Source organism: Lacinutrix sp. Bg11-31 (assembly GCF_002831665.1).
Lineage (GTDB): Bacteria > Bacteroidota > Bacteroidia > Flavobacteriales > Flavobacteriaceae > Lacinutrix.
The window spans coordinates 77,800-93,931 of sequence record NZ_CP025118.1; the positions used below are offsets into that span (position 1 = coordinate 77,800).

The 16,132-nt window shown below is 31.2% G+C and carries 16 protein-coding genes; 4 read left to right on the forward strand and 12 right to left on the reverse strand.

Annotation, left to right across the window (positions count from 1 at the left end; all coding sequences use genetic code 11):
• Window positions 1–160 precede the first annotated feature (160 nt).
• From ruvX to mazG, 4 genes are all read left to right on the forward strand, one after another.
• Window positions 161–571 (forward strand): Holliday junction resolvase RuvX, encoded by a 411-nt coding sequence (gene ruvX / locus CW733_RS00280; protein ID WP_100994625.1) that lies wholly within the window; start codon window positions 161–163, stop codon window positions 569–571.
• Window positions 572–575: 4 nt separating this feature from the next.
• Window positions 576–1,166: a peptide deformylase gene (gene def / locus CW733_RS00285; RefSeq protein ID WP_100994627.1), complete on the forward strand. Its 591-nt coding sequence runs from the start codon at window positions 576–578 to the stop codon at window positions 1,164–1,166.
• Window positions 1,167–1,223: 57 nt separating this feature from the next.
• Window positions 1,224–1,640 (forward strand): DUF5606 domain-containing protein, encoded by a 417-nt coding sequence (locus CW733_RS00290; protein ID WP_100994629.1) that lies wholly within the window; start codon window positions 1,224–1,226, stop codon window positions 1,638–1,640.
• Window positions 1,641–1,725: 85 nt separating this feature from the next.
• A complete protein-coding gene (gene mazG / locus CW733_RS00295) occupies window positions 1,726–2,499 on the forward strand; it encodes a nucleoside triphosphate pyrophosphohydrolase (RefSeq protein WP_100994631.1) in 774 nt (257 codons plus the stop codon).
• A gap of 345 nt (window positions 2,500–2,844) precedes the next feature.
• On the opposite strand, the gene CW733_RS00305 is transcribed toward mazG, so the two are convergent.
• From CW733_RS00305 to CW733_RS00360, 12 genes are all read right to left on the reverse strand, one after another.
• Window positions 2,845–4,674, reverse strand: coding sequence for a Xaa-Pro dipeptidyl-peptidase (locus CW733_RS00305; RefSeq protein WP_100994634.1), 1,830 nt, complete (start codon window positions 4,672–4,674; stop codon window positions 2,845–2,847).
• Between the two features lie 244 nt (window positions 4,675–4,918).
• Window positions 4,919–5,503 carry a hypothetical protein gene (locus CW733_RS00310; RefSeq protein ID WP_100994636.1) on the reverse strand — a complete coding sequence of 195 codons (585 nt, stop codon included), beginning with the start codon at window positions 5,501–5,503 and terminating at the stop codon, window positions 4,919–4,921.
• Window positions 5,504–5,708: 205 nt separating this feature from the next.
• Window positions 5,709–7,829: an ATP-binding protein gene (locus tag CW733_RS00315; RefSeq protein ID WP_198520089.1), complete on the reverse strand. Its 2,121-nt coding sequence runs from the start codon at window positions 7,827–7,829 to the stop codon at window positions 5,709–5,711.
• A 264-nt stretch (window positions 7,830–8,093) separates the two neighbouring features.
• The gene (locus CW733_RS00320; protein ID WP_100994640.1) at window positions 8,094–8,774 is read right to left on the reverse strand and encodes an N-formylglutamate amidohydrolase; all 681 of its coding nucleotides are present in this window, start codon (window positions 8,772–8,774) and stop codon (window positions 8,094–8,096) included.
• Window positions 8,771–9,997, reverse strand: coding sequence for a glutamate-cysteine ligase family protein (locus CW733_RS00325; RefSeq protein ID WP_100994642.1), 1,227 nt, complete (start codon window positions 9,995–9,997; stop codon window positions 8,771–8,773). The genes CW733_RS00320 and CW733_RS00325 overlap by 4 nt, the downstream gene beginning before the upstream one ends.
• A gap of 2 nt (window positions 9,998–9,999) precedes the next feature.
• Window positions 10,000–11,445, reverse strand: a complete 1,446-nt coding sequence (locus CW733_RS00330) for a RimK family protein (protein ID WP_100994644.1) — start codon at window positions 11,443–11,445, stop codon at window positions 10,000–10,002.
• A gap of 369 nt (window positions 11,446–11,814) precedes the next feature.
• Window positions 11,815–13,605 (reverse strand): hypothetical protein, encoded by a 1,791-nt coding sequence (locus tag CW733_RS00335; protein ID WP_100994646.1) that lies wholly within the window; start codon window positions 13,603–13,605, stop codon window positions 11,815–11,817.
• A 248-nt stretch (window positions 13,606–13,853) separates the two neighbouring features.
• On the reverse strand, window positions 13,854–14,318 hold the full coding sequence (locus tag CW733_RS00340) for a hypothetical protein (RefSeq protein WP_100994648.1): 465 nt from the start codon (window positions 14,316–14,318) through the stop codon (window positions 13,854–13,856).
• Between the two features lie 122 nt (window positions 14,319–14,440).
• On the reverse strand, window positions 14,441–14,626 hold the full coding sequence (locus CW733_RS00345) for a hypothetical protein (protein ID WP_100994650.1): 186 nt from the start codon (window positions 14,624–14,626) through the stop codon (window positions 14,441–14,443).
• 23 nt (window positions 14,627–14,649) lie between these two features.
• Window positions 14,650–15,081, reverse strand: coding sequence for a hypothetical protein (locus tag CW733_RS00350; protein ID WP_100994652.1), 432 nt, complete (start codon window positions 15,079–15,081; stop codon window positions 14,650–14,652).
• The gene (locus tag CW733_RS00355) at window positions 15,078–15,416 is read right to left on the reverse strand and encodes a PadR family transcriptional regulator (protein WP_100994654.1); all 339 of its coding nucleotides are present in this window, start codon (window positions 15,414–15,416) and stop codon (window positions 15,078–15,080) included. Before CW733_RS00355 ends, CW733_RS00350 begins: the two co-directional genes overlap by 4 nt.
• Before the next feature lie 145 nt (window positions 15,417–15,561).
• Window positions 15,562–16,074 carry a hypothetical protein gene (locus tag CW733_RS00360; protein WP_100994656.1) on the reverse strand — a complete coding sequence of 171 codons (513 nt, stop codon included), beginning with the start codon at window positions 16,072–16,074 and terminating at the stop codon, window positions 15,562–15,564.
• Window positions 16,075–16,132: the final 58 nt, after the last annotated feature.

Below are 16,132 nucleotides of genomic sequence, written 5' to 3' on the forward strand. Positions count from 1 at the left end.
CCCTAAAGGTCAGGCTGTCACTACTCGCTTTTTTTGAGAAAAACAAAAAAGAGCTCAAACAAACCGTTCCATCCTTCACGCAAATATAACCTCTATTTATAATTTGGCATAATATTTATGTATGTAGTATAGAATCCGTAAATTTGCACAAAAATTAACAATGGCTCAAATTCTAGCAATAGATTATGGAAAAGTAAGAACAGGATTAGCTGTCACAGACGATATGCAAATTATCGCATCTGGGCTAACAACTGTTCCTACAAAAGAACTGTTAGATTTTTTAAAAGACTATACTAAAAAAGAGAACGTAGAGTTGTTTTTAGTAGGCGAACCTAAACAAATGAATAACGAAGCCAGCGAAAGCGAAGCTTTAATTATTCCTTTTATTAGTAAGTTAAAAACCTTTTTTCCAAACATACCAATAAAGAGAGTAGACGAGCGTTTTACTTCTAAAATGGCTGTGCAAACCATGATTGATAGTGGGTTAAAGAAAAAACAAAGAAAAAACAAAGCACTTGTTGATGAGATTAGTGCAACAATAATATTACAAAGTTACCTTTACAATAAATAATAATATGGTATTACCAATAGTCGCTTATGGCGATCCAGTTTTAAAATTGAAAGCGAAAGCAATCGCAAAAGATTATCCTAATTTAAAGGCGTTAATAGCTAACATGGAAGAAACCATGCATGGTGCTTTTGGTGTTGGTTTAGCAGCACCACAAATAGGTTTACCAATACGCATGTTTTTGGTAGATGCTTCGCCTTTTGCAGATGATGATGTTCTTGAAGACGATGAACGTGCTTTCTTAGAAAATTTTAAACACACATTTATTAATCCAACTATTCTAGAAGAAACTGGAGACGAGTGGGCTTTTAACGAAGGTTGCTTAAGTATTCCAGATGTTAGAGAAGATGTATTTAGAAAGCCAAACATTAAAATAGAATATTTTGATGAAGACTTTAAAAAACACACCATGGCATTAGATGGATTGGCTGCAAGAGTATTTCAGCACGAGTACGATCATATTGAAGGTGTATTATTTACAGATAAGCTTTCTAGCTTAAAGAAACGCTTAATAAAGGGTAAGTTGCTTAACATTTCTAAAGGGAAAATTATAGTAGATTACAGAATGAAGTTTCCTAACATGAAAAAGAAGCGTTAAAAACTTGCAAAACAAAATCGAGTACAAGATATTTGCGCTCCTTAATAAAAAATAAATATGGCATTAGATAAAATATTAGCAATCGCAGGAAAACCAGGTTTGTACGAATTAATCACACAAACTAGAGGTGGCTTTATTGCAAAATCTTTATTAGATAATCGTAAAATTTCTGTTGGTATCCAGCAAAACGTTAGCATATTAAGCGAAATTGCAATTTACACACTAACAGAAGAAGTGCCTTTACGTACCGTTTTAAGTAAAATTAAAGCTAAAGAAAATGGCGGACAAACTTCAATAAGTCACAAAGAAGGAAAAGAGAAATTAGAAGAATATTTTTTCGAAGTGTTACCAGATTACGATGAAGATAGAGTTTATGCAAGCGATATAAAGAAAGTTGTACAATGGTACAATATGCTTCAAAAAAATGATTTATTAGATTTAGAAGACATTAAAAAATCTGACGAAGAAGAATAGAAATTCTACTTTAATACTATAAATTAAAATCCAGCTTTTTAGCTGGATTTTTTTGTTTACGGTATATTTACAAAAATATTATTTTATGAATTCTAGAGCCAATCAATTAAAAGCATTCGATCGTTTATTAACCATTATGGACGAGCTTCGTGAGCAATGTCCTTGGGATAAGAAACAAACCATGGCAACCTTACGTCACTTAACAATCGAGGAAACTTACGAACTTGGCGATGCTATTTTAGATAATGATTTAGAAGAAGTAAAAAACGAAATTGGCGATTTAATGTTACATCTCGTATTCTATGCAAAAATAGGAAGCGAAACCAACACGTTCGATATTGCAGATGTTTGTAATTCTATTTGCGAAAAACTAATTCATAGACATCCACACATCTATGGAGATGTAAAAGTAAAAGATGAAGCCGAGGTAAAACGTAATTGGGAAAAACTAAAACTTCAAGAAGGTAGAACAAGTGTTTTAGAAGGTGTGCCTAAAAGTTTACCAGCTTTGGTAAAGGCAAGCCGCATTCAAGATAAAGTAGCAGGAGTAGGTTTCGATTGGGAAAAACCAGAACAAGTTTGGGAGAAAGTAGAAGAGGAGCTTAAGGAGTTTAAAGTTGAGGTCGCTAAAAACGATGTAGACGCAATGGAAGACGAGTTTGGTGATGTTTTATTCTCTTTAGTAAACTATGCTCGTTTTAAAAATATAAACCCAGAAAACGCCTTAGAAAGAACTAATAAAAAATTCTCAAAAAGATTTCAATACTTAGAGTCTAAAGCGAAAGCACTAAATAAAGACCTAAAAGAGATGACTTTGGCTGAAATGGATATTTTTTGGGAAGAAGCCAAAAAAATGTAATTGGAAAAATCTATTTCTGGATTTTTCAAATACTCTTATTTTTTGGGAAGAAGCCAAAAAAATGTAATTGGAAAAATCTATTTCTGGATTTTTCAAATATTCTTATTTTTTGGGAAGAAGCCAAAAAAATGTAATTGGAAAAATCTATTTCTGGATTTTTCAAATACTCTTATTTTTGGGAGGAGGTCAAAAAAAAACTTGAGTAATTCAAAAATAAAAGATTTTCAAATACTCAAGTTTCTTATTTTTTTTCTAAAGTAATGGTTTGTACTTCATTCTTTCTAAATTAAAAAATGAAGAAACTCATTATTCAATTTAAAAGTGTTGACCTTTAGATTTTTATCTTTATTCTGTAGCTTTAGTAAGTGCTTTTAATCCACCAACAACAGGTAAAGTTAAACGCGTTTTATCTAAGTCTATAGTTAATTCGGTTCCTGGTTTTGGATGTAATGTAAACTCCTTATCACTAGAAAAAATAATTAAACCTATTTGTTGTCCAGCTCTAATAATTTGGTCGTCTGGTTGTAATTTAAATGTTACATCGTAAAATTTACCTTTTTTTAATGGCTCACTTTCTCTAATAGATTTATAGTTTTTAGGGTCTGCCCAACCTCTTGTAATAATATTGTCTGTAATTACTTTAGCATCCTCCTCGTAAGGTAAAGACACTAGCATAATAGATAAGTTTGCAGCTGCTTTACTACTGGTTAAACTAATAGTAACCTCAGCTTCACCAGAAATATGAAGATCTCTTGTAAGATGAGGTGTTGCGTATAATAATCTGTTTTTAGAACTAGAAACTTGTGCATGTTCTTTAGCCGAAATATTAAAATCATCAACTAAAGTTTCCATTTTTTGTCTTTTGTTCTGTTTTGTAGATAAAGCACCAATGTTGTTTCCGCCTTTGTTTAAAAACAAAGTCACATCTTCGGCATTTGGATTAGGATACGCATCGTAAGCTGTAGGGTTATCGTGTTTGTCGTTTTCTCTAACAATCCAAGCTTGTTTATCGTTTTCAACGCCATTATCTATACCATGTAAATAATGTGTAAACCAACGGTTCATCATTATCATTGGTGGTGGTCCACCATGTCCATTTTGGTGATAATATAATTGAGTTTGTAAACCCATTGCTTTCGCTTTTTGGTAGATTCTATTACTGTGTTCTGGCATTACGTTCCAATCGTTAAAACCATGAGACATTAATAAAGCGGCTTTCATAGGAGCCATTTGGTTTAAGTAATCTCTATTATTCCAAAAGTCGTTTAAATCACCAGTTTGTCTGTCCATACCATTTTTCATTTCGGTATCTCTTACGCGCTTGTTATTTCCTGGACGTTTATCTTCGGCTCCACTATGTACAAAATCGTAAAGTACATCTATGTCTTCACCTAAATAACCACCTGGAGAACGTACTAAACCATTAGATCTGTAATAATGATAATATGAAGTATTTGGAGCAATAGGTATAATAGCTTCTAAACCTTCAACGCCTGTTGTTGCAGCTGCTAGAGGTAATGTTCCGTTAAACGACGTTCCTGTCATTCCTACTTTTCCTGTAGACCAAAAAGCGTCTACTGGTTCGTTGCCATCTCTTTCTGTAAAGCCTTTTGCTCTACCACATAACCAATCTATAACTGCTTTTGGTGCTAATGCTTCGTTTGGTCCACCAATAGTTGGAGATCCATCACTTAATCCTGTACCAGGAGAAGACGAGTGTACTACAATATAACCACGTGGCACCCATTTTCTAAGATGCGAGTTAGATATAATAGGGCGTTCTCCTCTACGTTTTACTTCTGGATGTACACGTTCTTTTCCAATTTCACCAAGTTCGTGTTCTACTTCCCACATTACACCAGGAAGATCTGCTGCTACTCCAGCAAAATAGGGGCTTGTAACATATACTATAGGTAGCTTTAAGCCTTCTGTGTCTGTTTGTTTTGGTCTGGTAACTGCAACGTGCATACGGTCTGGTTTCCCATCTTCGTCTGTGTCGAAAGTGGTTTCTACCCAAAGGTCGTGTCTAATCCAATCGTTTGTATCTGTAAAACCTTGAACTGGTTGTGCTTCTCCATCTGCAAAAAAAGGAACCGTTTTGTCTTGTGCAAAACCAAGAGTTACTGTTAAAAATAAGACTGAAAATAAACTGAATACATTGTGCTTTTTTGTCATGATAACTGCTTGTAAAGTTTTTAGGTTACAATTTAGCTATTTTTTTGGAATAGAGGAGGAGTGGAGTGTTAAGAGTGTTGTAAAATTTTGAATTTGGTAGGTTCGTTTAACGTTGTTGTGTATGGTTAGTTGCGTGGTTAAGCACCTAATTTAGTAAACAAATCACAGATAGAATATTCCGCAGGAATGTTCGTAAGTCGGCAGTGACCTAGCAATTAATTATACACGGTGTTAGCCACAGTATTTATTCCGTTTTGATTAAAATTATTGTGTCTCTTTCTCGTAAGTTGTTTTCTAGAAATTGGTATTTTTCAAATCTAATTTTCAATTCCGTTTTCCCGTTTGATGTATATATTGAATTATCGCTAAATTCAATTTCATTGTTTAAATTCACCTCTTTCATTCTCTTCTCTAGCACAAAAAATTGTTTTTCCGTAATCTCATATGGGCAACAACTTCCAAGAAATCCTTGTGCTTTTTGATAAATCACAAAATCGTTTTTCTCCAGCTCAATATAATTCGGTTGAATAGGATAAAGTACTATCGAGGCTAAAATTCCGAAAAATATTCCGCCAAACAACCAGAATAATAAAGTCAGAATTGGCGTAAACGCATAAAAACTAAAGTAAATTCCGATTTTCTTAAAAGGCTTGAGATTCCACAAAAAGAGAATAATTCCGCTTGCATAAACTAATAAAGTTATAAAATAAGAGAATCTATAATTCAGACTTATTTCAATAGTGCTTTTCAGAGCGAAATTCAATAAAGCAAATCCCAAAAGGTAGAAATGAATCTTTGTAATTATATCTCTGATTTGGGTTTTCGTCATATTGTGGCTAATGTTTCGTTGATATAAAATCGTTTCAATGTTTTATATCATACGTTAAACGAAGTTAGCCTAAAAAATTGACAAAGTCAAGTATGGGAAACCACCAAAATAGATGGTTTAGTGTTTCCGCGAAAGCGAAATAATGCTATTTTTTTTAATAAGTCTCTATTTTATATCTCTATAAAAGCAAAATTATATACTTGTTTTAAGTTTCTAATGTTTCTGAATTAGATGGTGTTGTTTTTTCTGCTAGAGCAGTATATAATTTATCGATTTCTAGAGGTTTCCATAGTACTTTATTAAACAGTATAGAGGTCTCACTGTTTTGACTCGTCATTACATCTGCAGTTATTGCAAAAATAGGAGTATGCGTATTTGTGTTTTTAGTGTTTCTAATTATACGAGTGGCATCTATGCCATTTAACTCTGGCATGTGTAAGTCCATTAATATAAAATCGTACTTTTTCTTTTGTGCATATTCTACGGCTAGCTTTCCATTAGTAACATGTTCTGTTGTAACTCCCCATTTAGAAAGCACTTTTTTTATTAGAATGGCATTCATTATTGTGTCTTCAGCTAAAAGCACATTTTTGTTTTTTAATTGAGGATAAGTAGGCTTGTTTTCAATGTGTACTATTTTAGATGCTTTCTCGAGTTTAAGATTAAAATAAAACTCTGAACCTTCTTGAATTTTACTTTTTACTTGAATGTTACTACCATGAAGTTTTATTAATTTTTTTACAATTGCCAACCCTAAACCTGTGCCTCCTTGTTTACGTGTCATTACAGGTTTTATTTGAGAAAAACTTAAAAATATTTCTGATATATCTGCTTCTGTAATACCTTCTCCTGTGTCCTTTACGCTAACTTGTATGGTGTCGAATTTGGAGTCTTCTTTTATTAGTTTTAAGCTAAAAGTTATCTGGCCTTTATCTGTGAATTTTATTGCATTTCCAATAAGGTTACTTAGTATTTGAGAGAGTTTAGTTTGGTCTAAAAGATAATTTCTGTCTTTGGGAATATCATTATTTAAAACTAATGCTAAACCTTTTATTTTTGCTACGTTAAGGTGCAGATTTACTATTTTAGTAGAGAACTCGTTAAAGTTTCTATTATCTAAGTCTAAAGCTGTTTTCTTAGAATCTAATTTGGTAAAATCGAGAACGTTATTAACAATATTTATTAGATTGTCTGATGCAAATTGTAAGCTTCTAATTAACGATTTACTTTCACCATGTACTTGGTCTTCTAAAATGGATACTATTATTGTAATGGCATTTAAAGGTGTTCTAATTTCATGACTAATTACAGACAAAAACTCTTGCTTTAATTTTACTGCTTTTAGTTCGTCTTTGCTTTTTTTCTCTATAATTTTTTGTCGTTCTTTTTGCAATAAGGCTTCACTTTCTAACACATTCATTTTATTGATTAAGTTATAGTTTTCCATAACTTGTTGTGTGTGGGTGTTCATTATAGTTTCTTTTTCTTTAAGGTATAATTCTAAATATTTAAAAGATTTATTAATGTTAGATTGCTCTTTAAAGATTAGATATAATAAATGATATCCTTTTATTTTAGTCATAGCAATATTATAGGAAGTAGATAGTTTTAGACCTTCTTTAACTATTTTTATTGCTTTATCTAATTGGTTAAATTTATAGTATAATTTACCTAGTTTGTTATAAGCCATTGAGGCTCCCATAATTTCTACAACTTTATTATGCTTGTCTATAGCGTCTAAAAAATCGATTTCAGCATTTTTAAAACCACCTTGTTTAAGATGTATTTTTCCACGTCCATAAACAGCAAAAGCAAGTCCTCTAGTATCTCCAGTTTGTTTTTTTATTGTGATAGCGTGCTCTATCATTTTCATTGCAACACTAGGTTTCTGCCTTTTTAATAATAAGCCAGATAGATTATTAAAGACATTAGATTCTAAATTTAGATTTTTAACTTTTCTAGCATTTCTTACAGCAGATTTGTAAGATGAAAAAGCATTTGAGCGATCTCCAATATACTCGTAAACAGTTCCAATTGCTTTTTCTACTTTAGATTGGCTTTCAAAATCGTCGTATTTTTTATAGATTCTAAGCGCTTCTTTTAAGTATATTAAACCTTCGTGATAGTTGTTGGTTTTATAATTAATACTACCAATATTATATTTAGCATCTGCTATACCACGTTGGTCGTTTATTGCTTTAAAGAAAACAATAGCTTCTTGTGAATGGGTATTAGATTTCTCGAAGTCGCTATTAATCATATAATACAGAGATAGCTGGTTTAAGCTTTTTCCAATTAATGATTTGTTATCTAGACTTTTACTCAAGTATAGCGCCTTTTTTGCTAGCTCTATACTCTTGAGCAAATTAGATGTACGCCCAGAATAGGCGTCACTAAGAAGCACGTGTACTTCGCTGGTTTTTCGTAGGTTATTGATAGTCATTGGGTAACTAGCGTTAAGATGGTGAATTTAGTTAAAAAAATAATAAGGTGTAAAATTCTTGCTTGTTTTAAACGATTGGGCTTTATTTATTGGGTTATAGAGATTAATTACGCAGTCTAATTTAGAAAATACAAGCTACAAAATAATTTAAAACTGTATGCTATTCATCGCTTTATAAATTATCATTTTTATTTTTAAATCTGCTATATTTTTTGAAACAAATTTTTGATTCATTTCAATCTCAATACCCAAATAATGTTTAGTAAATTTTGTTCTTAAGTAGGTCGTAAACCCATCATTTTTACCTAAATAAGGGTAGTTAAAGCGTACATTTAAGTTAGAACCTTCTTTTAAAAGTTCTGTTTTTAACTTTTTACAAAATGCTTGTTCTGGTTTTTTTGTAGAATCGAATAACAAACCAATATCACAATTTCTGGTTTTGTTATTTAATTGAGATGTAAAGCTATGAATAGATAAATGAAGCACAACATCTCCATTATCGATGTAGTTTTTAATGTTTTTTTCTACTAAAGAACGATAGGGAAAATAATAGGTTTCAATAATTTCTGACTTCTCAGTTTTAGACGCAATTTTTGTGAATTCTGAAAATAGCTGATTGTGATGTAACGAGCGATTTAATTCAATTAGCAAACGACTTGTTGTACTAAAATAGGATACATTAGATAATGGTTCTAAATTTTGAAACAAATCTAATGCTCCCAAATCATAGCCACGATGTGTTTTTAACACCGCTTTATTTTTGAAGTGTTTTTTATAAGTTTCAGGAATATCATTTCCACCATGTTCGCAAGTTAAAACGAGTTTCACGGTTTAAATAATGTGTTTGTTATTAAACACTTTTGAAGGTTGCGATACACAGTAATAATATGTTTTTCAGTAGTGTCATTACCAACCGCTTTTAGTAATCGTGTAGCCAAAGTGCCTTCTGCCAAAATTAACTCAATAGCGTCGTGATGTGTTGCATGTAGTTTTGGTTTTACGGTTTGGTACAAATGTTTCCAAACGTTATTTATAGTTGCAGGAGCTTTTAGTCCAAATAAGTTTAAATATGCTTCATTTTCAATTTTAGAATTTTCAGCATGTTTTATAGCATCATTTAAAATTAGGAATAAGTCTTCTTTCGTCCAACTTTTTTGGTCTTTTAAAGAAGAAAATTCTTTTTTAACTAAAGCTTTTAAGACTTCAATAATTAAAGCGCAAATAGCAATATCAGCCTTAGGAGATTCTTGAATATCTACTAATCGTATTTCTATAGCATTACGATCGAAACGAGCAATTGCACCTCGAGAGTTTAAGAAATGCTGGTCCAAAATCTTATTTTTATCATAAGGTCTAATGGCGTTTTTTATAGGTTCGAAAATGGTCGCATAATAATCTAATTTCGAAAAAACACGTTCAGGAATTACAAGTCCTGTTAACTCAGGAATTTCCTTTTGGTTCGTTTTGTAAAACTCTAATCGTGTGTCTTTAAAGCCTGTAATTTTTCCTTCTAAAATTGGTGAGCTCGCACAAAGTCCTGGTAATAATGGCAAGATTATTCTAATGGCTGCATGTAGTTTTTCGAATTCCTTATCGTTATAAAACGGTAAATTAATATGCGTGCTTTGTACATTGCTCCAGCCATGACCTTTACAATTAAAAATAGTATTGTAAAGTGCATAGACTTCGCTGTAACTGTGTTTCCATAATTGAGTGTCTGTATTAGGATTCATTAATGGATGCGAAGCAGAACCTAAAAGTTGTAGGTTTAAAGGTTTTAAAAGTGCGTCGATTTCCAAAATATTGGCATGAAATTTCGCAGCCAAGCCGTTTGTGCTTTTCGCAGGACCATTAGTTTTTAGTTCTATAACATGCGCAACCAATTCGTTGCTCCATGCAATATCTCCATTTTCTATGTCTGCTTGTAATTTGCCTGCTTTTTTTGTTAGTAGTTTGTCTACCTGTGGCGCGACTTTAAAAGTGTCTTTATTAACAAGCATGTATTCTAGTTCAATGCCGTAAACGTCGAATAAGTGATAGGGTTTTTTCATAATTATGCTAAGCGTTTTTTTAATGCTGAAAGAATTTCTGTGTAAACTAAATCACCATAGTATTCATCTTCTACACCAAAATCAATATTCGGATTGTCGTTAATTTCGATAACCATTAATTTATTATCCACCACTTTAATATCGATGCCATAAAGACCTAATCCCATTAATTTAGCCGATTTTAATGCCATATCTATTACGTTTTTTGGTACGTCTTCAATAGGTAAACAATCTGCATCTCCATCTTGTTCGTTTTTGTTGGTTGCTTTCCAGTTATAAATCTGCCAATGGCCTTTTGCCATATAATATTTACAGGCGAAAAACGGTTTATTATCAATAATACCAATACGCCAATCATAATTCGAAGGACAAAATTCTTGTGCAATAATTAGATCAGATTCTTTTAACATTTCGGTAACCAAAACATCGTATTCTGCTATTGTTTTTGCTTTTTTAACACCAAAAGAAAACGTAGAATCTGGTGCTTTTAAAACACAAGGTAACCCTGTTTGTTCTAGAACCGTATTTCTATTATTGCTATGTACAATCACTGTTTTTGGCGTGCTAATATTGGCATTATTTAAGGCTTCTGCCATGTATACTTTATTGCAGCATTTTAAAATAGCATCTGGATAATCTATAATAGCAATGCCTTCTTGCTGTGCTTTTCTAGCATACATGTAAGCCTCGTTGTTTACTTCTGTACTTTGTCTTAAAAACAAGGCATCAAAAGACGATAAGCGTGATAAATCTTTAGGTTCAATAATTTCAGCATAGATATTCATCTTCTCTGCAATCTCAATAAACTTTTTTAAAGCTTTAGGATTACTTGGAGGCGCAGGATCGTTTGGGTTAACCAATATCGCTAAGTCAAAATCATAATTGTTAACCTTTGCAGTGTCATATCGTTTTTTTGCAAAATACTGATTGGCAAATTCATAAACACTCGAAACGTGTTCTTCAGGAATTTCAGATTCTGAAATGGCTTTAATACTCTGGATATTCCACTTCGTCGTGTGGTTAAATTTTACACGTAAAAAAGGCACTTGAAAATGCTTGTAAAAAAGCGCGCTCAAAGCTTTATATTTTTGTGCTACGTTTTGTCCAAAGTAGATGCTTAACGTAAAATATTGAGATTTTATATTTTTTAAGCTTTGCTGAATAACATCATCAAACTCATCGGAAACTATTCTAACCAGTTTTAATGTTTTTAAATCTACAATGTTTTTAGTAGTAGGGATTGGTAAATGTCCTCTTGCTTCTGCCAAAAGTGACACGTAATAACCTTTAGATTGGTACGAGTAATCCTTACACAAATTGAAAATTCGTGCATTCTTTAATAGGGAATACTTAGGATTTGTAAGATAATCTTGAGAGGAAATTACTGTAATATTATCAATTGAAAAATTCCATTTTTCAGGTTGATTTACAACAATGTATTTGTTCATTTAGAGCGCATAACGCTATTATAATTTTAAGTAAATGTATATTATTTTTTAATTGGTTTTACATTGCTTTAAAAATTATTTTTGGATAGTTTTTTTATTATTAATAAAGTTGAATTATCGTTTTAACAAACTAACTTATTGAAAATAATTTGTTAGATAGCGCTTATCTTTTTAGAAATTATAAAGTCGATGAACTTTTAGAGAATTGTGAAAATTATGGAATGTAATATTCTTTCGTTTGTTGAACGGTTTTGTATATGGTTTGTTACGTGTTTTAGTAACTAATTTAGTAAACAAAAACGAACGCGAGAAAATTCCGAAGGAATTTTCTAAATAAGCACTTGCCAAAGCAATTAACTATACGCGGTGTTACCTGCTGGATTTTTTCCAAAGTATTGATTTTTTCTTAATCGGAATACTTAGTTTAATACCAAGTTCTCCCTCTTTAGCATTTTTAACAGAACTACCATTTAATTGAATATCGATAATCTCTGATTTATAGAATTTTCCATTTTTCTCTATTAGAATTTCTTCGTTAATTGAAAGTGAACAATCTTTAATATTTACAATGCAAATTTTTCCATTTTCAAATAATTCCAAAGGTTCATCAATAAACTCTAAATTCTGAGGTTTAAACTCTACAAGACCATAGTTTTTGAAAGTGTTTCTAGCATCTTCTTTTGATAAAATCCCTTTTTGAACTAAATCATAAAGTTGATAAAGTTGCCAAGTTGTAAGCAAACCTCTTTCATCGTTTATTGCATCCTGTATTTGATGTTCAGTAAAAGGTGGATTCTGTCTTTTTAGTGGTGGTTGATAACGTTGATGATTTACTAAATACAAAGCAAATACATCAAATGCGTTTCTTTGTTTACATCGACGATGCTTTATTTTTGAAATCTGACTACAGTCTCCATCCGTTGATGTGCCTCCAATCCCTTTACATTCAATAATTAATAGACCCTCTGGTATATCTACTTGAATATCTTCTTCCAATATTACAGAACCATTTTCAGTATCAAAATCTTTTGCATTTTTAAATTCTAACCAGTTCAAAAATTTAATTACAGCATTAACTAACTCATCACCAGTTTCTGTAATTAATTCGTGAAGAAATCCATGTTTTTTATTGTTAGTAATAATTTTACTTGCATTTCTAGCCAACTTTTCTTTATAATCCTTTTCAATTACTTTTTTATCATCTAAAAGTTCAGCAAAATTTGGCAACCAATATTCTTCTTGTTTCCTCCAATCAAAAGTAGTCGAGTAGGGAAATAATCCCGGAAAAATTGATGGTGCAATTTTAGATAGAAATTCTAAAAGAAAATTTGCTTTATCCTCAATTTGAGGAAAAACAATTAGATTGTTAAATTTATTTATTTCAACATAAGAAACAATATCTCCATTAATGTTAGTTATTAAAGGAAAATAATTTTCATATTTTTCATTTTCTCCACCATTCCATCGAGTGGGATGCTCAAATGTTTGGTTATAGTAGAGATTAGATTTATACTTTTCTAGTAAACGTTGTAAGTCATCTATTGATTTGTAAACGGTTATTTCTTTACCATATTTAGGCTCTTGGCAAGGAATATAGTTCCAAAATGAATATATACTATGTTTTTCAATTCCTTGTCTTCTTGCATTGCCTTCGGTTACCATTATAGGTTCGTATTCAACTTCATAGTTTGAAGAGGAAAAAGCTATGACCAAATATTCTCTATTGGTTATTTTATAAAACTCTTCTTTTAATAAAGAAGATGCAATTGGCCTTGGGTCGAATAAAGTTTCAGGAAAACTGCTTAATAAAGAATATGAGCTTTTTCCTGTATGCATTGCTCTAATATGCTCTTCTTCATTGTAGTCTATAGTTTCAAAACTATCTAAATCCATAACGAATATATCAAGTTCGTGAAGATTTAGAGGGAAATTGTGATTTGGTAATAACTGATGATTTTCCCTTCTGGTACTATTCGGAACTTTTATTTTAGAACCCAAAGAACCTAATGATAAATTCATTCCAGCTTTTTCTAAAGTAGATATGACTTCTTTATCAGTGTCGATACAACAAATTCTTGGGCGTTCAACAGTTTTTGTTTTTTCCACTTGATTGGTAGATTTCTTTTTTTCTCTCTTTTTCTTATCTCCAAAAATTCCCATAGTTTTTTTTCAGCTTGCAGGTAATGTTTCTCTAATAAAAAATCATTCTAATTTTTCATCAAAAGTTCAACGAAGTTAATCGTTTTAAGTTAGAAAATCTATACGTAGAACTACGTATTTTTCTCTAACAAAAGCCAAGTTAAAACAACTCAATCGATCTATTTTACGGCTTTCCGTAATCGTAAAATAAAAACATAAAAAAACCACCTAAAAAGGTGGTTTAGTATTTCCGCGAAAGCGATAAACGTTTATTTATAAACGAGCTCAATAATTTTGCCTTTAACTTTTAGAGCACTTATTTTTTCTTTTTTATCTATAGGGATTTCAAATTCTACGGCAAAAATTCGTTTTTTGTTTCCTTTTAAACTCTGCTCGTAACGGTTTAATTTTGAGGTTAGTTTTAAGGCTTTTACAACCATATCTATTTTAATTAGATTTTGGTCTTTATCGACTAATTGTATGTTTGCGAAATCTATAATTTGTTTTTCGCTACTATTATTTTTAAACTGAAACATCATTGAGATAAAACGTTTTCCTTTTTCGGCGACATAGTTCACGTTTCCTCTATTGGTCATTCTTGTTCTACCAATTTTGTAGATGGTAAATTCTAAGTTTTCGGAATAGCTATAGAGTTGGTCTCTGTCTATTTTTTCTTTTTTCTGTGCCATAACACTTGCTGTGATAAAGAATAGGAGGATGGCTAGTTTTTTCATGTTTGGTTAGTTTTTATAAATGTAACAAATTTATATTATACTTGTTATTAGGTTTTTAGTGTTGTTTGTAAAAACAAAAAACCACCTAAAGAGGTGGTTTTGTATTTCCGCGAAAGCGATAATTAAATTTTTGCTACATCTTGTTTGTATAGCTTGTAAAACAAGGTTGGTAAAAAACCAAAGTTAAGAAGCATGAAACCTGTAAATAGGATAATGTTTTCGTAGGGCCAAATCATCATTTTAAATAATGCGGCTGTACTTAGTGTAAACAAGGCTAAAAAGCCAAAAAGATAAACTGATTTTTTCATTTTGATTGATTTTAATGTTCGTATTAAGATTGATGTTTAAGTGTGTGTTCTTTATGTTTGTTGTAAAAATAAAGTGGTAATGGTATGGCTATTAAAAAGGCAAAACCTGCAAATATTATGGTGGCTGCATAAGGCCAATGCATAATTTTAAATAGACATCCTGTGGTTACTAGTATTGCTGTAAAAAGCTCTGAGATAGATAATAGCCTTTTTCTGTTTTTAGCCGATTTAAAATAGAGTTGTGCGTTGGTTTCTCTTTCTATTTGATTGATGTTTAAATAACCACCAAATTGCTGAATTGCGTTTTTATAGGCTTGGTCGAAATTACTGTGTTCGGTTTGTTCTATATAGGTGCAAATATGATCTAGAATGTCTTCTTTTAATGCTTTATTTTTTAAACCGTATAACTCTAAATTGGTTTGTATATAGTCTATTTGTTGGTCTGTTAATATCATTTTGCTATAGATTTAGAGTTAAATATTAATGATAGTGTTTTTATAAAATCGTTAATCTGTTCGGTTTGCTCTTTTATAACTTGCTCTCCAGTTTTTGTTACCGAATAGTATTTTCTAACGCGTTTACCTATGTATACTTTTTCGGTTTCTAAAACCTTATTGTGTTCTAGTTTATGCAAAATAGGATATAAGGCACCTTCTGAAATGTCTATTTTTCCTTTGGTAAGTTCTTTTACCTTTTGGGTAATCTCGTAACCATACATTTTATCATGCTGACTTAACAATTTTAAAATGATAGGTTTTAGTGTTCCTTTTGTGAGTTCTTTGCTATACATATGTCAAATATACATTTTTAATCAATACATTTTAATAAAATGTATTGTAATTTATTTTGAGACATAAAAAAACCACCTGATTTAGGTGGTTTTTTATTTTGGCTAAAGCCTTTTTGATGTTGTTGTATTTAAAAGAGACTTTGCGTTAATCGTTAACAATATATGTTACTAAATCGCCACATTCTGTAGTTCCAATTTTTTTGTAATAATTAAAAGTTCTGTCATTATTTTCTATTTCTATAGTGTATGTATTGTCGCAATTTATAGTTATTAATCTTGTTTGCGACAAAAATTCGTTTGGGTTATTGGCATCTTGAATGTAATCAAAAGTATAGCTGCCTCCTGCTAATGCAGTCCAAGTTCCATTTGCTGTTTCAACATCTGCATAACGATCTATAAAAGTTCCATCTGCTTTAAATTCTAGAATTATTTCCGAGTCTTCTCTTAAGGTTTTAAACCAAGTATCTACTGTTGTCCATTCGGTTCCTGTCCACTCGTCTATTACAGTTTCTAGATTTTCCTCTCTGTACATTTGCCATTCGCCAACTACTTCCTTAAATTCTTGTTGGTTGTTGTCTGAGCTATCGTCATCTGTATTACAAGATGTAAAACTAATTAGACAGAATACTACAAGCGTGTTTAAAATAAAATTTTTCATAGACATTATTTTTTGTTTGTATTAATAAAACAGCTTTGTTGGTTTATATTCTACTTCC